The following is a 20,343-nucleotide window of genomic DNA, read 5'->3' on the forward strand; positions in this document are numbered from 1 at the left end:
GCGGCGATGGCTGAACGCACCCAACAGATCCTCACTCCCAGCCAGCTCAATACGCTGGCACGCGACCTGCTCGAAGGCAGCTTCCCGCTGGTCTGGGTGGAAGCCGAACTGAGCAGCGTCACCCGTCCGTCGTCGGGGCATCTGTACTTCACGCTCAAGGATGCGCGCGCGCAGATCCGCTGCGCGATGTTCAAACCCAAGAGCACCTGGTTGAAATTCCAGCCAAGAGAAGGCCTGCGCGTGCTCGCACGCGGCCGTTTGACTCTGTACGAAGCGCGCGGCGACTACCAGCTGGTGCTCGACCACATGGAAGAAGCCGGCGAAGGCGCGCTGCGCCGCGCCTTCGACGCGCTGCGTGCGCGGCTGGCTGCCGAAGGCCTGTTCGATGCCGAGCGCAAGCGAGCCCTGCCCGCGCACGTGCGCCGGCTGGCAGTGATCACTTCGCCCAGCGGTGCGGCAGTGCGCGACGTGCTCAGCGTGCTGGCACGGCGTTTCCCGTTGCTGGAAGTGGACCTGTTGCCGTCGCTGGTACAGGGCGAGAGCGCCGCGGCGCAGATCACTGCGCTGCTTCAGCGCGCCGATGCCTCAGCGCGCTACGACGTCATCCTGATCACCCGCGGCGGCGGCTCGCTGGAAGACCTGTGGGCCTTCAACGACGAAGCGTTGGCGCGCGCGATCGCCGCGGCGCAGACGCCGGTAGTGTCGGCGGTCGGGCATGAGACCGACTTCAGCCTGAGCGATTTCGTCGCCGACGTGCGTGCGCCCACGCCCTCGGTGGCGGCCGAACTGCTGGTGCCCGATCAGCGCGAGCTGGTGGCGCGGGTCCGGCGCGCGCGCGCGCGCCTGGCCCAGCTGCAGCAGCATGCCCTGGGCAACGCGATGCAGCGGGCCGACCGGCTGGCCTTGCGGTTGCGTGCGCATAGCCCGCAGGCGCGCCTGCACCTGCTGCAACGCCGCCAGGAGGACGCCGCACGCCGCCTGCACGGGCGCATGACCCAGTTGCTGGAACGCCTGCAGGCCCGCCTGCAGCGTGCGCAGACGCGGTTGCAGGCGCACACGCCGCAGCGCAATCTGGCCAGCCTTCAGCAACGTCTGCGCGCCCTGCATCCGCAGGCCGCCATGCAACGGCGTCTGCAGCACGATCGCTTAAGGTTGCGCAGCGTGGTGCGCTCGCTGGAAGCGGTAAGCCCGCTGGCCACCGTCGCACGCGGCTATGCCATCGTGACGCGCCCGGCAGACGGACAGGTGATCCGCAGCGCTGCCGAGGTAGCCCCGGGCGAGCGCCTGCGTGCACAGCTGGCCGACGGCAGCATCGATGTGCGCGTGGAGCCCGGCGACGACTGAGCGGCTGACAGAACGTAGCGAACCGTCGTCAGCCCCGCACTGGCAGCTGCGCGGCATGCTGCCAGCCCTGCATCAGCAGGTGGGTCAGTCCCACCGGGTCGTGATCGAAGTGATGACCACCCGGCCGCGAAACCACCTCCACGCCGCGTGCGCGCAGTTCGGGGCACAAGGTGTCCTTTTCTTCGGTGCCGTAGATGCATTGCACACGCTGCAGGTCGAATGCCTGCAGTGCGGGCTCCACATCGCGCTCGGCATCGTTGTGCCAGCCCAGCCAGCCACCGACGCGCACCTTGAAATCGGCCTGGTGGCCAAGACCGAGCAGGCTGACGAATTGCACCGAGGCACGTTGCAGTGGCGACAGATCCGGGTAGGCGAACGGCAGCACATCGGCCCCGAACGAATAGCCGACCAGCGCCACATGCTGGATATGCCAGCGCTGCCGGTAGGCGGCGATGACCCGGTCCAGATCCGCGCCGATCTGCTGTGGCGTGCGGCTGGCCCAGAAATAGCGCAGGCTGTTCCAGCCGACCACCGAAACGCCCTGCTGCTGCAACTGCGCGGCAATGCCCTTGTCCAGTTCGCGCCAGCCGCCATCGCCGGACAGCATCACCACCAGGCGGTCGCTACCCGGCGCATGCAGTTCGACCAGCGGCAGATCGCCCAGGCCGTGTGCCTGCGCGGCCTGGAAATGGCCGCGCGTGGCAGCGGCGATCTGCATCGGGCTGGCGCCGTCGACCAGGTCGTCCAGGAATCCCTGATTGGCATCGGGCACGTTGCGCGAGCATGCCAGCCCCGCGTCGGTACTGCCGGCATCGGCCACCACCGCGCCGCCGAGCACATCGGGCGCCGCCGAGGCCAGCGCCTGCCGCGCCAGCACCGCACCATCGCCCTGCCCCACCAGCACCGGCGGCAGAAAAGCATCCACATGCTCGGCGCGCAGCAGTTTCTTGCCCAGCCGCTCGGCGTCGTCGGCCAGCGAGCTGCAGGCGGCGTGATGCGAGCGCACGCGCTCGCGATAGCTGGCGGTATCGACCACCGCGACCAACGCGCCGTCATTGCTGAGCATGTCGGCCAGGTGTTGCGTTTGCTCCGGGTGGCCGCTGTTGGGCAGCACTATCACCATCGCCTTGGGCGTGCCCTCGGGGCGGATGACCTCCACCGAACGATAATGGCCGGCGGTATCGCCGTCCGACAGGTGCCGCGCCACGGCGTAGCCGCTGCCGCCGATCAGCAGGATCGCCATGACCCAACGAAACAGTGTGATTCCCATGCCCATCGCGGCAGTCCGTCAGAAGCGCTGGCGATTCGACCACGCTGGCGCGGGCCGGTTCCAGGGGTCTCCACAGTGTGTTCACTGCGGTTAAGCGAGCCGGCGCGGCACCGATGGCAAGAGGCGGGCCATGCCGCGGGTGGATCGCTGCGCCAGCGCGCCGTTTGCCTGCCCTGAAGATCGCATCGCCGCGGCACCGGGCAATCGTCAAACGTCGGCTTGCGGCGGGCGCGCAGCATTGCAATTGCAGATGTCGCAAGCGATGGTGCATCCACACGCCCAGCCGCGTCGCACCCGCCCCAGTATCCAGCCAGATGCGCTGCTGCCGCCTGCGTCTGTTCGTATCAGCGGCACGGGTCAACAAGCGCCAGCAGTTCGATGGCAGGGCGGAACACTGCGGTGGAAGCTGGCTGGTTCTCCCCGGCTCATCCGCCGGTCACGCGGCATCCTGAAGACGGCTTGCAGCAGCGCTGCAGCTAGATCCCGCGCGCCACCCGGAAGCCGATGCGTGCGCTGGTGGTGTCCGAGTCCTGCGACTGCCGCCAGGCCGCACGCGTCTGCTGCGGCGAATTGGCCCAGCTGCCACCGCGGATCATGCGCTGCCGGCAACCCGGGTTGAACCAGGCCGCGCCATCGCCCGGTGCGCGGCGATAGCTGGCGTGCCAGCAGTCGGCCACCCATTCGCTCAGGTTGCCGCCCATGTCGTGCAGCCCCCAGGCGTTGGCGCGGAAGCTGCCTACCGGCGCCGGCCCCCAGAAGCCGTCGCCATACCCGACGAAACCATTGTTCCAGTGCCGGCCGCTGCGCGAGACATCGTTGCCACCGGTGAAGTTGCCGGCATCGCGCGGCGGCGAGCCGGCATTGCCCCAGGGATACCGCCCGGTGGTGCCGGCCCGCACCGCGTACTCGAATTCGGCTTCGCTGGGCACGTGGTAATGGCGGCCGGTCTGTTCCGACAGCCAGGCCGCATACGCTTCGGCGTCGCGGATGCTGACATGCATCACCGGGCTGTTGGGCGCGGCCTGCGCGCCGTTGTAGTCGGACTGCCAGTCCACGCCGCTGCGGCGGATGAAGTTGCCGCTGCGCTCGTCGTAGACCACCGAATGCCCGCGCCGGGTGGCGCGCGGGCGCGCGCCGGTGGCTTCGACGAACTGGCGGAACTCGGCCACCGTCACCTCGGTGATCGACAGCGCAAAACCGCGTGCGAAGCGCACGTAATGCGCCGGCCGCTCATTGTCGGACGCGCCTGGTTCGGCATCGCCCGCGCCCATCTGGAAGGCGCCATGCGGCACCACGATCATCTGTGGGCCACGCCCGCCGAGCTTGAGCCCGTCGGTGAACACCTGCCCGGGGCGGAAGCTGCCGTAGTGGGTCGCCAGTTCCAGGCGGCGGCGCAGGTCTCCGGCCATCGGATCGCCCGGGTCGGCGATGCGCAGCACCTCGGCCAGGGTCTCGCCGGCGGCCTTGAGCCCGCGCGGAGAGGTCAGGTCGTGCAGCCCGGCATCGTGCAGGGCGGCGATCTGCGCACGGCGCAGGCGTTCGATCCGTGCGCGCGCATCGGCGATGGTGGGCGCACGCTCGCGTACCTGCGCGGCCATCTGCAGCCAGTAGCGGGCGCCGATGAAGTCGCTGGCCTCGCCCGCGCGCTCGGCGCGCTCCAGCAGTCCGCTCTCCACCGCCGCCAGCCCCTGGCGGGTGCGCGGATTGTCCGGGTCCAGCTGCGCGGCATCGCGGAAGTTCGCCAGCGCGCCATTGCCGTCTTCGCCCAACCGACCCGCGCGCAGGTCGTCCTCGCCGGCGCGATTGAAGGCGAGCACGCGCTGGGCGGTTTCCACCTCGCGCTGCAGGGCGCGCACCTTCGGATCCTGCGGCGCCAGCGCCATGCCGACGCTGGCCAGTTCACGCGCCTGGTCCAGCGCATCCTGCTGGCGATCGCTCTGTGCGATCAACGCGTGGCCGCGCTCGATCAACCGTGCGCGTGCCCGTTCCAGACCACGCCGGCTGGCCGCATCCTTGCCGCCGGCGCGTTGTTCGATCGCCAGATACAAGGGAATCGCATCGTCTGCGTCGCGATACAGGCGGTCGTCCTGCAGCGCCTGCTCGGCGCGCTTGCGTGCCTGCGGCAGCGGTTCCTCACCCAGGTCCACCGCCGGCGGCTGCCACTGCGCGACGGTCTCGGCCGATGCTTCGCCGCCGATCGACACATTTGGCGTCGCGGGCTGCGCGCTCGCCGCCTGCGCGCGCGCAGCGGCGGGTGCAGGTGCCGGTGCGGGAGCACGCGAACAGCCGCACATGCTGAGCGCGACCAATGCCCACGCTGCGATCCGCTTGCCACACTTGCCCACCACCTGCTCCTTACCAGTGCTCTGCCGCACGACAGGCGATCGCGACGTTAGGCTATTCTGCGCGTTCTGCGCAAACCCTTGCTGTCGACGGAAATCACGTGCCCCATTGGATCACCCACCCCTCCGAGCTGAGCGACCGCCTGCAGGCATCGCGCCCTTCGCGCATCGGCCTGGATACCGAATTCATTCGCGAACGCACCTACTGGCCGCAACTGGCGCTGGTGCAAATGGCCATCGGCGAGGAGATCCTGCTGATCGATCCGCTGATCCCGGGCATGAACGAAGCGCTCAGCGAGTGGTTGACCGCCACCGACATCGTCAAGGTGATGCACAGCGCCAGCGAAGACCTGGTCACCTTCAAGTGCGGCTGCGGCGTGTTGCCGCGCCCGCTGTTCGATACCCAGATCGCCGCGGCGCTGGCCGGTGTGGGCGGTGGCGTGGGCTACCAGAAGCTGGTGCAGGAAATCACCGGCACGCTGTTGACCAAGGGCGAGACGCGCTCGGACTGGATGCGGCGTCCGCTGTCGCCAGCGCAACTGGAGTACGCCGCCGACGATGTGCGTTACCTGTTTGCGATCCACGACGCGCTCACTCGCCGTCTTACCGAACAGAACCGCCTGGGCTGGCTGGACGAAGATGCCGAGCGCCTGCTCGCCACCGTCGAGCACGATGACGGCGAGCGCTGGCCGCATGTGAGCCTGCGCACCGCACAGTTCCTGGAGCCGGCCGCGCAACGCCGGCTGCTGCGCTTGCTGCGCTGGCGCGATCTGCAGGCACGCCAGAGCGACCGCCCGCGTAGCTGGATCCTGGACAACGAGCTGGCCAGTCAGCTGGCACGCTTTCCGCCGGCCGACCTGGACGCGCTGCTGCAGCAGTTCGACAAATTTCCCAAGGCGCCGCGCAAGCTGGCCAATGCGATATGGGATGCGCTCAACACGCCGCTGCCCGACGAAGACCACGCGCCGCTGGCGCAGTCACCCACCGATGGCAACAAGGCGGTGCTCAAGCGGCTGCAGGAAGCGGTGGCGCAACGCAGCCGCGAACTCGGCCTGCCGGACGGCCTGCTGGCCTCACGCCGGCATCTGGAAAGTTTGATCGAGCAGCACGGCTGGCCGGCCGCGCTGGGGCAGTGGCGTCGCGCGCTGCTGGAAGCGCAGTTGCTGCCATTGCTGCACGACGGCGCGGCAAATAAGAGCGGCTGACAAAACGACCGCGCAGCCACCAGGCGGGCGCGGCCGCTGCTCGGTGTGGCATGGACCGTTCTTTCAAGTACGCCGTCCACGCCCACCAGACAGCGGCTCGCCATGTTCTGTTGGCCGCTCCAAGCCGGACATGCAAACAGAAGCCTGCAGCGATGCGGGCGTGGCCAGCAGCAGCGACCCGAACCTGCGACGGCTGCCGTTGGGCGTGGTATAGCCCACCACCGCCTATTCCTGGCTTGCCAACTGCTTGGTCTTGCGTCAATCGTCGCTGCGAGCGGGGTGATATGGCCGGTCCGCACGTTTGGACACGATGCCTTCGAAGTGCTGCTCGCCAGCCACGCGAAACGCCTGCTGCCCATCGCCTTCCACATGCGAGCTCTAGGCCAGGTGCGTTGTCGATGCCTCAGCCAGCGGCGGCTGCAACAAGTGCTTGCGCGCGCGCAACGGCGCCTGGCCAGCGCCTTACCCTGTGCCTTGCCGGCACCGGCGCGTCGCACATCCGCGGCCGGTGCCGCGGCCACATCGGCGAGCAGATCCTCGGCCTCCAGGGTGCCGGCATAGGCATCGTCTTCCTTGAACAGCAGCCACTGCGGCTGGCGTGCCGGCTTGCCGAAGCGCACCAGATGCCAACCTCCCTTGAGCTTGCTGCCGAACAGCTCGAAGCGTAGATGCCCCTTGGTCAGCTGCGCCTCGACATCGCCATCGGTGGCCCAGACCCCGTGGTCGAAACGCGCCACATGGCCGCCACCGTATTCGCCCTTGGGAATCTCGCCCTCGAAACCGGCGTAGTCCACCGGGTGATCCTCCACCTCCACTGCGATGCGCTTCACCTTGCGGTCGTAACTCGGCCCCTTGGGCACCGCCCAGCTCTTCAGCGCATCACCGACCTGCAGGCGAAAGTCGTAGCGCCGGCGGCTGGCATGGTGCAGCTGCACCACGAAGATCGCGCGCCGGCCGGCCGGCGGGGCCTTGCCCGGCTCCGGCTCGCGGGTCTTGTCGAAGCGGCGCTTGCGGCGGTAGTCGCTCAGGCTCATCGGCCGATGCCAGGCGCAGCGATGACGCGCGGCGCGATTCTGTCCGCAGCAGGAGGCGCTCGCCTACCTATGCCCATGGCCATTGCGGAGTGCGCAGTTTGCCTGCCAGCCATGTCGGCCCTCCGGGTGCCGCACCGACAGCAGCGCAATCCGGGTCTGCGCGCCGGTGGCGTGGATCGACATGCATCGCACACTTGCGTCTATTCATGGTCGGGTTCGCGGGCACGGGCGTGTAAGCTGGGCATGCACACAGCGACAATGCGAACGCGGCCGAGCAGGGCCTGTGAAGAGCGGCCGTCCTGAAGAGCGGCCGTCCTGTTGTGCATCTCCTTTACAGGCAGCGGCCGCTCCACGGGCCGCATGTCATAATGGCGCGCGCCCTAGGGCGGCGTCTCCACTTCTATTATTCCGAGGCCATACCTCTGTGAGCAATACCTCTTCGAAACTGGACTCCATCGCGCAAGCCAAGGCCAAACTGCTGGACGAGCTGCAGAAGCTGGAAGAACAGGAGAAAACCGAGCGCGCCAGCGAGGCATCCTCGGCGCATGCCACCATCGTGTCGCTGCTCGAACAGTTTGCCGGTCACTTCAACACCAAGCAGCGCAATGATATCGCCGCGTACCTGGGCACCACCGCTGCGCGCAAGGAAGTGGTCAAAAGCGGCCGCAGCGAAGTCAAGCCCAAGTACGAATTGCCGCATACCGGCGAAACCTGGTCCGGCCGCGGCCGCACCCCCAAGGCCTTTGCCGCATGGGAAGGTTCGGTGTCGTACAAGGAATGGAAGGCCAAGAATCCGGACCTCAAGTTCCCGCTGGTTCGCGAGTAATGCCTGTACCACCGTGCCCCCCCCGGCACGGTCGGCTGCGGTCCTTCGCTTGGCGAACGGCGCGGCATGTGGTTAGAATCCAAGCACGTGGGGCGGTAGCTCAGCTGGGAGAGCGTCGCGTTCGCATCGCGAAGGTCGAGGGTTCGATCCCCTTCCGCTCCACCACCGCATCAAGTACAAGCCTCGGACGTCCGCGTTCGGGGCTTTTTGCTGTGGGCCGGGCGCCTCTCCGACAAACCTCACCGCGAGGGCCGTCACCGCGCGGCCGCGTCCACGCCATGGCGCCGGGATCACACTGCGCGCGCTACCGTGGCTGCAACCATCACGCAGGACCGCAGCCATGAGCAAACATCCACGCCAGCCCGACGACGTCGCCGACGATGCCAGCGGCGTTGCCGAAAGCCGCGAATCGCGCAAGCAGGACGACACCGCCAAACAGCGCCCAGGCCAGGACGACCTGAAGGTGCACGACGAGCACAGCCGTCGCCCCAAAGGGCAACACGGTCAGGGCCAGTAACCGCCGAATTCTCTGGCCCGATTGCGGACGCGACCGCATCGGCAGCGCCAACGCTGTGGCAAGATCGGGTCAGGCGTTGGGCACTGGGGTGGCCGATGCGCAGCTTTCCTCGTTCGGAACGAGCGCTCCGGCGTTGCGTTGATGGATCCATCTTATTGACGGCGCCGCCGGCGCACTGCTTCGAAGGTTCTGCATGCAGATTCCAGACGCGCCTGCACTGAACCTGGTCCACGCCAGCGTGCTGCCGGGCGACTTCGCCGCCCACCCGGGCGCGCGGCTGCCAGCCAACGAAGACGAGCGCCTGGACGCACTGCATGAGTACCAGTTGCTGGATACTCCGCCCGAGCCGCGCTACGACGCATTTACCGCCACTGCCGCAGCCACCTGCCGCACGCCGATGGCACTGATCTCCCTTGTGGATACGCAGCGGCAATGGTTCAAGTCCCGCGTCGGCATGCAGCCGAGCGAGACGCCGCGCACGCTCTCGTTCTGCGCGCACGCCATCCTGCAGCCGGACCAGCTGATGGAGGTCGCCGATACCCATCTGGACCCGCGCTTTGTCGACAATGCCTTGGCGACCGGCGAGCCGCAGATCCGCTTCTATGCCGGTGCGCCACTGCTCACCTCCGACGGCATCGCGCTGGGCACCTTGTGCGTGCTGGATCGCGCGCCGCGGCGTCTTTCCGACGCAGAGCGCGATGCATTGCGGTCGCTGGCCCGCCAGGTGGTAGACACCATCCAATTGCGGCGTGCGGCCAGGCTGGTCGAACTGGATGCGCTACGCGATGCAAGTACCGGCCTGTGGAACCACGCCGGGCTGGAGCGCGCCTTGCAGGCGATGGCACCGACGTCGGGTCAGGCAGTGAGCGTGGCGCTGATCGACCTGGATGGCTTCAAACGGCAGCGTTTGCGCGCCGGTACCGCAGCTGCAGAGGCGACCCTGATACAGGCCGCTGGCGTGATCGAATCCCGCCTGCCGCAGGACACCATCGTCGCGCGCCTGCGTGGCAACCGGCTGTGCGCGGCGCTGCCGGCGACCCCGGCCACTGGCGCGCTTGACGCAATCGACGGGATTCGACAGGCCATCGAGCAGGCACAGTGGCCTACCGGCGCGTTGACCATCAGCGCAGGGCTGGTGGAAACGACCCCGGACGATGCGTTAGAGACGAACGCGCTACTGGCACGCGCACGGCATGCCTTGCAGCTGGCGATCATGGCTGGGCGCAACCGCGTGCAGCGCTTCACCGGATGGCAACTGCACGACTGAGCAACACGACGTGCAGGCGTGTCGTGGTGATCTGCCGTTGCGTTGAGTCACCGGCCTTACGTGAGAGGCCGGCTCGATTGATCGCAGCGTTGCCTTTCGCAAGCGCACCAACTTGCGCTGACCATGCAGGCGCAGCCCCTTCGCGACGTTGTTCATCGCGCACAGGGCCATCGAGATGGTGCTCAGTGCTGTAACACGCTGATCTTGCCGACCGATTCGCATGGCGCCGGTGGTCCGCCGAACAGCCGCCGTACACGAGTCTGGAGTGGGCACCACACGCCGACGTGGCCCACGACACTCCACATCCCGAAGTAGCCGCAGACCATTGCCAGGCGGTCGTCGGATGTCGCTACTGCCCTTCTGCCACGCCAGCCGATAGCATCACCGGGCACGTGGTATGACGCCGGCAAGCGACGCTCAGGCAGCCAGCACCGCTGCGCTACCGGCGATCTCCTCCACCTGCAGCACCTGCTCCATGTCCAGCAGCACCACGAAGCGTTCGCCCACCTTGCCCATGCCGCGCAGCAGATCGCGGCGGATATGCGTTCCGAACGCCGGCGCCGCTTCGATATCCTGGTCGGCCAGTTCGATCACCGCGTTGACGGCGTCCACCAGCACGCCGATCACCTGGGTGCCCTGGGCCTGCTCGGTGGACAGAATCACGATGCAGCTACGCTTGTTGATGGCGCTGCCGGCGCGTCCCAGCCGCGCCTGCAGGTCCACCACCGGCACCACCGCCCCACGCAGGTTGATCACTCCGCGCACGCAGGCCGGCATCGATGGCACCGGCGTCGGGGTGCGGTACTGGATGATTTCGCGAATGCCGAGAATGCTGGTGGCAAACGTTTCGCCATCGAGCTGAAAGGTCAGGTGCTGGGCGGCCGCATCGGCGTCGCCGGGCATTGCATCGGAAGTCTGTGCAGTCATCGATCGATCTCTCAGAAGCGAGCGAACTGGCCTTCGTCCGGGCCTTCGGACATCGCGTAGGCCGGCGCCGCGCTGCTGCGCCAGCCGCGCGCACCTGCGGCGCGCACCGGGCGTGCGACGACCTGCTTGCCACGCTTGGGCGGCGTGGTCGCCGGCCCCTGCCCGCCCAGGCGGAAGAACGCCATGCTCTGCTGCAGCTGCTCGGCCTGCGCGCTCATTTCCTCGGCAGTGGCGGCCAGTTCTTCGGAGGCACTGGCGTTCTGCTGGGTGGTCTGGCTCAACTGCACCACCGCCGAATTGATCTGGCTGACACCGGACGATTGTTCTTCGGACGCGGCAGAGATTTCCTGCACCAGATCCGAGGTGCGCTTGATGCTGGGCACGATGGTGTCCAGCAGACGCCCGGCGCGATCGGCCAGTTCCACGCTGGAGCTGGCCACCTCGCCGATCTCCTGCGCCGCGACCTGGCTGCGTTCGGCCAGCTTGCGTACTTCGGCGGCAACCACCGCAAAGCCCTTGCCATGTTCGCCGGCACGCGCCGCTTCGATGGCAGCATTGAGCGCGAGCAGATTGGTCTGATACGCGATGTCGTCGATGATGCCGATCTTCTGCGCGATCTGCTTCATCGCCTGGGTGGTGGCTACCACCGCTTCGCCGCCTTCGATGGTTTCCTTGGCGGCCTGGGTGGCCATGCCGTCGGTGATGCGTGCGTTTTCGGTGTTCTGGCTGATCGAGGCGGTCATCTGCTCCAGCGAGGCGCTGGTTTCCTCGACCCCGGCGGCCTGTTCGCTGGCCGCCTGCGACAGCGACTGCGCGGTGGCGCTGACTTCTTCGGAAGCGCTGGCCAGGGTCTCGGCGCTGGTATTCACCTCGCCCACCACCTGCGACAACTTCTGCACCATGGTGCGCATCGCTTCGAGCAGCTGCGCGGTTTCGTCGCGGCCGTGCACATCGATCTGCATGGTCAGGTCGCCTTCCGACAGCCCGTTGGCCACCGAGACGGCGCGCCGGATCGGGCCGGTGACGCTGCGGCTGATCACCACGCCCAGAATGGCGCCGAGCAGCACGCCACTGCAGATGATGGCGATCAACAGCTTGGAGCTACGCGCATGGATGGCGCCGGTTTCGGCGTTGGCAGAGGCCGCGCTGCGCTCGCGCAGGCCGCTCAGGTCGGTCATCAAGGTATCCACTTCGTCCGAGCTGGCGCGTACCGCACGCGAAAGCGCGGCGAGCTCGGGGTTGGCCTCGCGCAGCGCTTCGCGGTTGGCCGCTTCGATGAAGCGGCCGCGCTCGTCCAGATAGGTTTGCCAGGCGCGATCGAACTGCGCCAGCTTGTTCTTGCCTTCCTCGGTCTGGAAGCTGTCGCGCGCACGCGCCATATGGTCGACCACCTTGGCAGTGTACTTGTCGATGTTCTGCACATGCGACTGGCGCTCTTCCGCGCTGCTGGCCAGCAACAGATTGACACGCGCACGGCCGGCGTAGATCAGGTTGATGTTGGCTTCCTTGACGTTGGACAAGCCCAGCAATTTGCGCTCGTACAGCGAGGTCGACAGGTCGCTGATGCGGCCGGAGTTGGAATAGCCCACCCACCCGATGCATGCGCCGATCGCCGAAACGATCAGGAACGCCACGATCAGCCTGGTTCCGATTTTGAAGTTGCCTAACATTGGGGAGTTCTCGTGAGAATGATGCGTGGGCCACAGGCGTTGCAGTGACGACCGACGGTGCTGGGCGTGCCGATGGCGGCGATGCGGCTGGTCTGACCGATCGTTGTTAGCTATCGGCGATGGCAAAACGCGCTTGAGACGTTCGCTGCCGTTAAACGGCTATTCATCCCAGTGGATGTGCGCTTTTGTGACAGGGCAGACGTTCCTGCAGATCTCGATTCGGAAAACCCCTACCCCTGGCCGATGACCTGTCCAAGCCAGTCCGCAGGGACCTCACGAACGTACCGCTAGGCTTGCGGCATGCCGATTACGCCCCTGCCCCGCCATTTCTACGACCACGATGCGCGCGAGGTAGCCCCGTGCCTGCTCAACAAGGTGTTGGTCAGCGCCGATGGACGCCGGGGCCGCATCACCGAAGTGGAAGCGTATTGCGGCAGCGAGGATCCGGCGGCGCATTCATTCCGGGGCATGACGCCGCGTACCCAGGTGATGTTCGGTGCCGCCGGTCACCTGTATGTGTATTTCATCTACGGCATGCATTGGGCGATCAACGCCGTCTGCGGCGGCGCGCCCGGGCACGCGGTACTGATCCGCGCGCTGGAGCCCGTGGACGGTCTGGACACCATGCAGGCGGCGCGTGGCGGCGTGCCCATCAAGGTGCTGACCACCGGCCCCGGCCGGCTGGCGCAGGCGTTTGGAGTGAGCGCGGCCGATAACGGACTGGACTTGACCGATGCCGCAGCGCGGCTGTGGATCGAAGACGACGGCCTGCCGCCACCGGCTGCGCCGCTGGCAACGCCCCGGATCGGCATCCGCAAGGCAGTGCAGGCACCGTGGCGCTGGGTGGTGCTGGACAGCGGCTATCTGTCGCGGCCGCTGCCGCGCGTGACCGGTGCGCGCGCCACGCTACCGGGCGGCTGAGCCAACCACTGTGCCAGCGGCGTCGGTTCGGCAGCGCCGGGGCCGCGCTGCAGCGCCGTCAGCGCCTGCGCGCCCTGCTCGGCGTCGAGCTCCTGCAACGGCTCGAAGCGCTCCGCCACCCACACCGCCATCGGCATGCCGTCCAGGTACGCCACCCGATTGCCCGGCACCCGCGCGACCCGCTCGCCGGGCAGCAGACTGCCGAGCAGATTGGCCGGGTCGCTTGCGCTGACGCAGATCCATTGGTGTTGCGGCGCCTGTGCGCGCACGCGGCGCAAGGCGGCAATCGCCTCCGGCAGCGCGAACTGCTCGCCGGACAGACCGGAGATGAAACGGCCACCACGGATCTCGCCGCGCGCTTCCAGGCGTTGATACATGCGCAACAACTCGCGCCACGGCGGCAGCCATGCGGCTTCACGTTCCAGCAGCCGCCAGCACACCACGCCATAGCGGCGCAGCAGTGTGCGGGCCAGGTGTTCCAGCATGTCCTGGTGGCGTTCGCCTGCTTCCGCCAGTGGCAGGTCCGGCAACGCACGCACCGGTGCCCAGCGGCCGGCATCGCGAATGCCCAACGCGCTGGCGCGGCGACGGTGGCGCGACAACGCCGAAGGTCGTTTGGACGCAGGCACCAGCAGTGCCCGCAGCCCGGCGTAGCTGTCGCAGTGCACGCGGCCGCGCATGACCAGTTCGCTCAGTGCGTCTTCCAGCTCGGTGCCCATCAGACGCGCGGTATCGGCAATCTCATCGAAGAACAGCGCGCCCTGCTGCTGCAATACCTCTGCCACGCGCTGTGCGCGCGAACCCAGCGGTTCTTCGTCGGCAACACGTGCCAGGCCGCTCCAGCGCTGCGCCTGCCGCCGCGGCAGCAGTACGATCGGGGTTGACCGCAACGCGGCGCCGCTGCGGCCGCCACCGGGGCGCAGCCGCGCCCACACGGTGCGTCCAGCGGTGCACAGTTCATCCAGCCACGCCGATTGGTAGTCGCGCACGCGTGCCGGCAGCAGTTCGGTTTCCCAGAGCACCGCCGGTGCTTCGAAGCCTTCCAGCTGCCCGACCACGCCGGCCAGCGCATCGGGGCCGGCAACCCGGCCGGTGCAGTCCAAGTGCTGCCATTCGAACAGGAAACGCGCGTAGTCGCGCTGCGACACCGGCTCGATCTCGCGCCGCAGCCGCCCCAGGGTGTAGCGATGGATGCGCGCCAGCAGGTGCCGCTCGCACCACTCTTCCGCCGCTGCCTGCGCGCTGAAACGCCCGGCCATGACATAGCCTTCGCGCTGCAGTGCCGCCAACGCCAGTGCAACGTCGGTCTCGGGCAGGCGCAGCGCGCGTGCCAGCGCCGGCACCTGCGCCGGGCCGACGGCCGACAGGCGCCCGCGCAGCAGTTCGCGCACGGCCCAGTCGCGCTGCCAGTCGGCAACCTGGCAGTCGAGCGGCGCCTGCAACGGCGGTTGCGCCACTGCGTCCGGGTACAACGGCATGAACCAGGCGATGCGCTCGGCGCTCACCCACAGCGCAGGCGCAGCGTCGATCGCCAGGCAACTGGCGCGGCCATCGGCGACCAGCGCCGCCAGCCAGGCCTGCCACGAGGCGTCGGTGGCTTCCTCAACCGGCAGCACGCCCAGGCCCACCAGCGCCTCGTGCATTTCGTCAGCATCGCGCGGTTGCGGCCAGGCTTCTTCGCGTACCGCTGCGATCGCCTGCGGATCCAGCTGCCCCAGATCGTCGCTGCTCTGCGGCGTATAGCGGCGGCTCTGCACGGCCTGGGTGCGGCGCTCTTCCAACGGCGCATCGTCCAGAAATGCGTACGGGCGTGCGTTCAAGGCTTCCGCCGCCAGCGGCGATGGCGCCGCCAGGTCGCGTGCCAGCAGCGTGATCGCACCGGATTCCAGACCACGCAACACCTGCAGCCAGCCCTCGCTGTCCATGGACTGGTGCAGGCAGTCCTCCAGTGTCTGCGCCACCAGCGGGTGGTCCGGCACCTCGCGCTCGCCGACCAGGTTCTCCGCGCACGCCACCTGGTCCGGGAACACCGTGGCCAGCAGGTCTTCGGACTTCATGCGTTGCAGCTGCGGCGCCACCTTGTTACCGCCAGTGAAACGCGGCAGCGCCATCGCATTGGTGGCATTCCAGCGCCAGCGCACGCCGAACAATGGCGCATCCAGCAATGCCTGGATCAGCACATGCTCGGCAGACGACGAATGCAGGTAACGGCCAACCTCCTCCAGCGCGAAACTGTGGCTGGTGGACAGCGACAACACGATGGCGTCTTCGGTGGCGGCAGCCTGCAGTTCGAAGTTGAAGGTGCGGCAGAAGCGTTTGCGCAGCGCCAGGCCCCATGCACGATTGATGCGGCTGCCATAGGGCGAGTGGATCACCAGCTGGGTGCCGCCGCTGGCGTCGAAGAAACGCTCCATCACCAGGCACTGGCGGGTCGGCATGGCACCCAGCGCCGTGCAGGCCTGCGCCAGATAGTCCACCACCTGCTGCGCCGCTTCCGGCGCCATGCCCAGCTCGTCGCACAACCAGGCGCGCGCGGCCGGATGCGGAATCGTGTCCAGTCGCGCCGCGATCTCGCCACGCAGACGCGACAAGGCCACCGACAGCTCGTCGCTGCGACCGGGTGCCTCGCCCAGCCAGAACGGAATGTTCGGCGGCGCGCCCTTGGCGTCTTCCACGCGCACGCGCCCGGCCTCCACGCGCAGGATGCGGTAACTGGCATTGCCGAGCTGGAACACATCGCCGGTGAGGCTCTCCACTGCGAAATCTTCATTCACCGTCCCGATCTTGTCGGCCTGCGGCTCCAGCACCACGCTGTAGTCGCCGGTTTCCGGAATGGTGCCGCCGGAGGTGAGCGCGGTCATGCGCGCACCGCGCCGCGCATGCAGCCGGCGATGCACCGCATCGCGATGCAGATAGCCTGCGCGCGGGCCAAGCCGGGTACTGAAGCCATCGCACAGCATGCGCACCACGCCGTCGAAGCTGGCGCGGCTCAGCTGCGCGAACGGCCACGCCCGGCGTACCAGCGCAAACAACGCATCTTCGTCCCAGTCCTCGCAGGCCGCTTCGGCCACGATCTGCTGGGCCAGCACGTCCAGCGGCGCCAGCGGAATGCGCAGGGTATCCAGCTCGCCTCGGCGCACGCTGTCCAGCAGCGCGGCGCATTCGACCAGCTCGTCGCGGGTCTGCGCAAACAGGCGCGCCTTGGGCGTGCCGCCGACCTTGTGTCCTGAGCGTCCGGCACGTTGCAGGAAGGTGGCGATCGAGCGCGGCGAACCGAGCTGGCACACCAGATCGACATCGCCGATATCCAGCCCCAGTTCCAGCGAGGCGGTGGCCACCAGCACGGTGAGGTCGCCGGCCTTGAGCCGCTGCTCGGCCAGCAGGCGCGTCTCGCGCGACAGGCTGCCATGGTGTGCTGCGACCCGTTGCTTGCCGAGCAGGTCGCCCAGATGCCGCGCGGCGCGTTCGGCCATGCGCCGCGTATTGACGAACACCAGCGTGGTGCGATGCTGCTGCGCCAGCGTGGCCACCTCGGCATAGACCTGCAGCCATTGATCGTTGGACATCACCACGCTCAGCGGCGTGGGCGGCAATGCCAGTGCCAGGTCGCGCGCGCGCGCGTAGCCGATGTCCACGATCTCGCACTGCGGCGCTGCACCGTCCTCACCCACACCGACGAGAAATTGCGCCACCGTCTCGATCGGCTTCTGCGTGGCCGACAGCCCCACCCGCACGATCGGCCGCTCGGCCAGGCGCTGCAGCCGCTCCAGCGTCAGGCTCAGATGGCTGCCGCGCTTGTCGGCGGCCACTGCATGGATTTCGTCGACGATGACGGTACGCACATGCCGCAGCGCATCGCGCCCGGACGCCGACCCCAGCAGCACGTACAGGGATTCCGGTGTGGTCACTAGGATATGCGGCGGTACCCGCCGCGCCTGCGCGCGCTCGCGCTGCGGCGTATCGCCGGTACGCACCGCCGTACGCACCGCCACATCCGGCAGCCCGTTGGCAGCCAACGCCGCGCGGATACCCTGCAGCGGCGCCTCCAGATTGAGATGAATATCGTTGGACAAGGCCTTCAGCGGCGATACGTAGACCACACGGGTTTCGTCCGGCAACGCGCCACCATTGTCCAGGCCGTCGCGGATCAGGCCATCGATGGCGGCGAAGAACGCAGTCAAGGTCTTGCCCGACCCGGTGGGCGCGGCCACCAGCGTGTGCCGCCCGGCCTGGATCGCCGGCCACGCCGCACTCTGCGCCGGCGTGGGCGCAGCAAAGGTCTGCGCGAACCAGCCGGCGACCACAGGATGAAATTGCTGCAGAACAGGATGCATGGGCGATACCAGTCGCAGATGACCCGCCCGGGCGGCAGGCCGAACGGGGTCAACGCAGAATGTAAATTCAATGCGGAAATGTCTCTGTGAGGTGGCGCCGCTGAGGCGCGGATGCAAGCCGGCATCTGCAATGGTGGTGAACGGATTCACGGGCGTATGCTGCCGATCTCACTTCTGCCTCCCTCGCTCCCCAGGCAACCTCGAGAAGGCAGCGTCATGAGGGCGCGGCCATCCTCCCCCACGGCGAGAATGGTGCCGGTCACGCGACTGAGACTTCAACGCCGCCCCCCCGACATCGCTGCGCCGATCAGCGCAGATCCACGGTCTTGCGATTGTCGAGCAAGCAAGGCCATGGCACATTGGTGCCATGCCTAGTCTCATCGTCTTCATGATCGTTGGTGCGGCGATCGTCGCGTTCTGGAACTGCTCGCGTGCCGCTGCCGAACGCGCCGAGGTGTTGGGCCGCAATGCCTGCCGTGCCGCCGATGTGCAGTGGCTGGATCAAAGCGTGCACTCCACCGGAATCCGACTTTGCCGCATGCCCACTGGCTGGCTGGGGTTCGAGCGGACCTTCCGCTTCGACTATTCCTACGACGGCGTGGATCGCCACAGCGGCAAGCTGGTGCTGCGCGGCGATCAACTGATCGCCTTCACCGGCCCGCAGGTGGCCAGCGTGCGGGCGTTGCACCCCGAGCAGGAGCGCCTGGAATGAGGCGCCGCAAGCTGTAGCGCTTGGAATGCGACTGCACACCTCGAACGCTGCTAAAGCGTTGCAGCAACGCACGTCGATGTCGTCGACTGGTCAGACCTGCGATCAGATCTACCAAGCATTCCGGCACGTGCCGGGTTCGCTGGCGGCGCTCGTCCTTCATGGCCGCGGCGAGAAGATCCGTCGCTTGATGGGCAACGCACGTGCAGCTTGTTCACTTGCCTGCCGTCAAATCCTCGGGCACCGGCTCATAGCCATTGCGCCGGCCGCTCAGCCAGCGTAGTTCCCGCTTGCCTTCACCGCGCAGATGCAGTTGCGCAAACACGCACAGCGGCCGCGCAAGATCGGCAGCTTTCAGCGGGCGCGGTTTGCTGGCGACTTCGAGAGTGAGAAAGTGCGCTTCATCGGGCGTGTCGGTATAGCTGCGTGCGATCAGGCAGGCCGCACCGTCGGTGAAGCGATAGAGGTCGTACTCGTAGTAGTAGTCGTATGCGCCGGACGCATCCGGCTCACTGCAATCGACATGACGGGTGCGCTCCACTTGTATTGGAACGCTCCCCTCGCGCATGTCGGCCGGCCTACTTGACCACGCGCAGATGCGGACGCTTGCCGCCACTGGGTGGCTCGTCCGGGGCCGGCGCACTTGGCGGCGGCGTGCCGGGATCCGGCGGCTCGCTGCTGGTACCAGGGATGTCGTCCGGCAACGCCATACCCTGCCCGGTCTCGCGCGCATACACCGCCAGCACGGCGGCCATCGGCACCATCACCGGGTGGCTTACGCCGCCGAAGCGCGCAGTGAAGCTGACGCTTTCGTTAACGACCTGCAGCCCGACCACGGCGCGCTCGGCGATATTCAAGACAACACGTCCGTCCTTGACGGCGCTGGCGGGCACCTGCACGCCAGGCAGCCCTGCGTCCACCAGGACGTGCGGCGTCATGCCGTTATCGTTGATCCATTCGACCAAGGCCCGCAGCAGGTACGGGCGATGGCTGGTCATGCGGGGGAAATCTTCGCTCATGGCGTCATTTTACCCGGACACGGCCCGCAGCGGCGGCCACGCAGTCGCAACACGGTCTGTTGGCATACAGCCGTCGCATCAGCCCGGCAGGTCGCGCAGCTTTTTTTCCTGCTCGGTGAGGCTGCGAATGAAGCCAGGGTTGCGGAAGATCCGGTTGCCGTAGTCCTCGATCACCTTGCCGTCCTTGGGCAGGCCGATTTCCAATGCGTCCAGTCGCCAGATGATCGGCGCCATCGCGCAATCGGCCAGACTCATTTCCGGGTTGAGGAAGAACTTGCTGGCCTTGAACAGCGGCACCGATGCGGTGAGCAGTTCCTTCAGACGCTTGCGGCCGGCTTCGGCCTGGGTCTTGTTGCCGAGCTGGATCGCCTGCACCTGCGGCACCCAATCGTGCTCGATGCGCAGCATCGCCAGACGCAGGCGCGCACGCGACAGCGGGTCGACCGGCATCAACGGCGGATGCGGGTAGCGCTCGTCCAGGTATTCGCTGACCACCGATGCGGCGTACAGCACCAGGTCGCGCTCGACCAGGGTCGGCACCGAGTGATAGGGATTGAGATCGATCAGATCTTCGGGGGGATTCTGCGGGTCGACCGGCACCAGGTCGTAGGTCACCCCTTTCGCCGCCAGCACCAGACGGACCCGGTGGCACAACACGTCATCGTTGGACGAAAACAAGGTCAAGGTATTGCGCATACGCACACTCGTCGCCATTCAAGGCTCTCCGACGACCGGAATCCGCCGGCCGCATCGGCGCGGCCGGCCCAACGCCGACCGTCACCACGGTCTATCGAGTGTGCAATCACGTCACGCAAAAGCCAAGAGTGATAGGGCTTATTCATGCTCGGACGGCGGATGCCGTTGCGGGATTGTCAGCGACACGTGGTGATGTGCGCCGTTTCCGCACACTGATGCATCCTTTGACACGCGATCGAGATGTCGACAGCTGCCGGCGCCG

15 protein-coding genes, 1 tRNA gene and 1 pseudogene are annotated in these 20,343 nt (G+C 67.5%); 8 read left to right on the forward strand and 9 right to left on the reverse strand.

Translation table 11 applies throughout. The features are described 5' to 3' along the window. Window positions 1-6 precede the first annotated feature (6 nt). The gene (gene xseA / locus XCSCFBP4642_RS0112920; RefSeq protein WP_029220158.1) at window positions 7-1,344 is read left to right on the forward strand and encodes an exodeoxyribonuclease VII large subunit; all 1,338 of its coding nucleotides are present in this window, start codon (window positions 7-9) and stop codon (window positions 1,342-1,344) included. Between the two features lie 28 nt (window positions 1,345-1,372). On the opposite strand, the gene XCSCFBP4642_RS0112925 is transcribed toward xseA, so the two are convergent. Beyond that, on the reverse strand, window positions 1,373-2,620 hold the full coding sequence (locus XCSCFBP4642_RS0112925; protein ID WP_029220159.1) for an AcvB/VirJ family lysyl-phosphatidylglycerol hydrolase: 1,248 nt from the start codon (window positions 2,618-2,620) through the stop codon (window positions 1,373-1,375). Window positions 2,621-3,090: 470 nt separating this feature from the next. Beyond that, window positions 3,091-4,908 carry a formylglycine-generating enzyme family protein gene (locus XCSCFBP4642_RS0112930; RefSeq protein WP_228325633.1) on the reverse strand — a complete coding sequence of 606 codons (1,818 nt, stop codon included), beginning with the start codon at window positions 4,906-4,908 and terminating at the stop codon, window positions 3,091-3,093. 149 nt (window positions 4,909-5,057) lie between these two features. On the opposite strand from XCSCFBP4642_RS0112930, the gene rnd reads away from it, so the two are divergent. Further along, a complete protein-coding gene (rnd, locus tag XCSCFBP4642_RS0112935) occupies window positions 5,058-6,161 on the forward strand; it encodes a ribonuclease D (RefSeq protein WP_029220161.1) in 1,104 nt (367 codons plus the stop codon). 156 nt (window positions 6,162-6,317) lie between these two features. Here rnd and XCSCFBP4642_RS27095 read toward each other — a convergent pair. Further along, window positions 6,318-7,195, reverse strand: a pseudogene (locus tag XCSCFBP4642_RS27095) (DNA polymerase ligase N-terminal domain-containing protein); the annotation flags it as partial. A 424-nt stretch (window positions 7,196-7,619) separates the two neighbouring features. Here XCSCFBP4642_RS27095 and XCSCFBP4642_RS0112960 point away from each other — a divergent pair. From XCSCFBP4642_RS0112960 to XCSCFBP4642_RS0112975, 4 genes are all read left to right on the forward strand, one after another. After that, window positions 7,620-8,021 carry an H-NS histone family protein gene (locus XCSCFBP4642_RS0112960; RefSeq protein ID WP_003485983.1) on the forward strand — a complete coding sequence of 134 codons (402 nt, stop codon included), beginning with the start codon at window positions 7,620-7,622 and terminating at the stop codon, window positions 8,019-8,021. A gap of 89 nt (window positions 8,022-8,110) precedes the next feature. Beyond that, window positions 8,111-8,186, forward strand: a tRNA-Ala gene (locus XCSCFBP4642_RS0112965). A 175-nt stretch (window positions 8,187-8,361) separates the two neighbouring features. Then, window positions 8,362-8,538, forward strand: coding sequence for a hypothetical protein (locus XCSCFBP4642_RS29440; protein ID WP_167331388.1), 177 nt, complete (start codon window positions 8,362-8,364; stop codon window positions 8,536-8,538). A gap of 193 nt (window positions 8,539-8,731) precedes the next feature. Continuing rightward, window positions 8,732-9,805 carry a GGDEF domain-containing protein gene (locus tag XCSCFBP4642_RS0112975; protein ID WP_029220164.1) on the forward strand — a complete coding sequence of 358 codons (1,074 nt, stop codon included), beginning with the start codon at window positions 8,732-8,734 and terminating at the stop codon, window positions 9,803-9,805. Window positions 9,806-10,222: 417 nt separating this feature from the next. Here the strand turns inward: XCSCFBP4642_RS0112975 and XCSCFBP4642_RS0112980 are convergent, their stop codons facing one another. Next, window positions 10,223-10,732, reverse strand: coding sequence for a chemotaxis protein CheW (locus XCSCFBP4642_RS0112980; RefSeq protein WP_029220165.1), 510 nt, complete (start codon window positions 10,730-10,732; stop codon window positions 10,223-10,225). Window positions 10,733-10,743: 11 nt separating this feature from the next. After that, on the reverse strand, window positions 10,744-12,402 hold the full coding sequence (locus tag XCSCFBP4642_RS0112985; protein WP_029220166.1) for a methyl-accepting chemotaxis protein: 1,659 nt from the start codon (window positions 12,400-12,402) through the stop codon (window positions 10,744-10,746). Between the two features lie 300 nt (window positions 12,403-12,702). Here XCSCFBP4642_RS0112985 and XCSCFBP4642_RS0112990 point away from each other — a divergent pair, with 300 nt between their 5' ends. Further along, window positions 12,703-13,323 (forward strand): DNA-3-methyladenine glycosylase, encoded by a 621-nt coding sequence (locus tag XCSCFBP4642_RS0112990; RefSeq protein ID WP_033898338.1) that lies wholly within the window; start codon window positions 12,703-12,705, stop codon window positions 13,321-13,323. On the opposite strand, the gene XCSCFBP4642_RS0112995 is transcribed toward XCSCFBP4642_RS0112990, so the two are convergent. After that, a complete protein-coding gene (locus tag XCSCFBP4642_RS0112995; protein WP_029220168.1) occupies window positions 13,263-17,657 on the reverse strand; it encodes a DEAD/DEAH box helicase in 4,395 nt (1,464 codons plus the stop codon). The two genes, XCSCFBP4642_RS0112990 and XCSCFBP4642_RS0112995, sit on opposite strands and share 61 nt — an antisense overlap. Before the next feature lie 367 nt (window positions 17,658-18,024). Between XCSCFBP4642_RS0112995 and XCSCFBP4642_RS0113000 the strand changes: the two genes are divergently transcribed. After that, entirely contained in the window at window positions 18,025-18,369 is a 345-nt protein-coding gene (locus XCSCFBP4642_RS0113000; RefSeq protein ID WP_029220169.1) for a DUF3301 domain-containing protein, read from the forward strand. A 211-nt stretch (window positions 18,370-18,580) separates the two neighbouring features. Here the strand turns inward: XCSCFBP4642_RS0113000 and XCSCFBP4642_RS0113005 are convergent, their stop codons facing one another. From XCSCFBP4642_RS0113005 to XCSCFBP4642_RS0113015, 3 genes are all read right to left on the reverse strand, one after another. Next, window positions 18,581-18,913 carry a hypothetical protein gene (locus tag XCSCFBP4642_RS0113005; protein ID WP_029220170.1) on the reverse strand — a complete coding sequence of 111 codons (333 nt, stop codon included), beginning with the start codon at window positions 18,911-18,913 and terminating at the stop codon, window positions 18,581-18,583. A 31-nt stretch (window positions 18,914-18,944) separates the two neighbouring features. Beyond that, window positions 18,945-19,385 carry a ClpXP protease specificity-enhancing factor gene (locus XCSCFBP4642_RS0113010; RefSeq protein WP_029220171.1) on the reverse strand — a complete coding sequence of 147 codons (441 nt, stop codon included), beginning with the start codon at window positions 19,383-19,385 and terminating at the stop codon, window positions 18,945-18,947. Between the two features lie 78 nt (window positions 19,386-19,463). Beyond that, complete coding sequence (locus XCSCFBP4642_RS0113015) at window positions 19,464-20,099, reverse strand: glutathione S-transferase N-terminal domain-containing protein (protein ID WP_029220172.1); 636 nt, start codon at window positions 20,097-20,099, stop codon at window positions 19,464-19,466. Between the last annotated feature and the right edge of the window lie 244 nt (window positions 20,100-20,343).

The sequence above is a fragment of the Xanthomonas cassavae CFBP 4642 genome (assembly GCF_000454545.1).
In the GTDB taxonomy this organism is placed as follows: domain Bacteria; phylum Pseudomonadota; class Gammaproteobacteria; order Xanthomonadales; family Xanthomonadaceae; genus Xanthomonas; species Xanthomonas cassavae.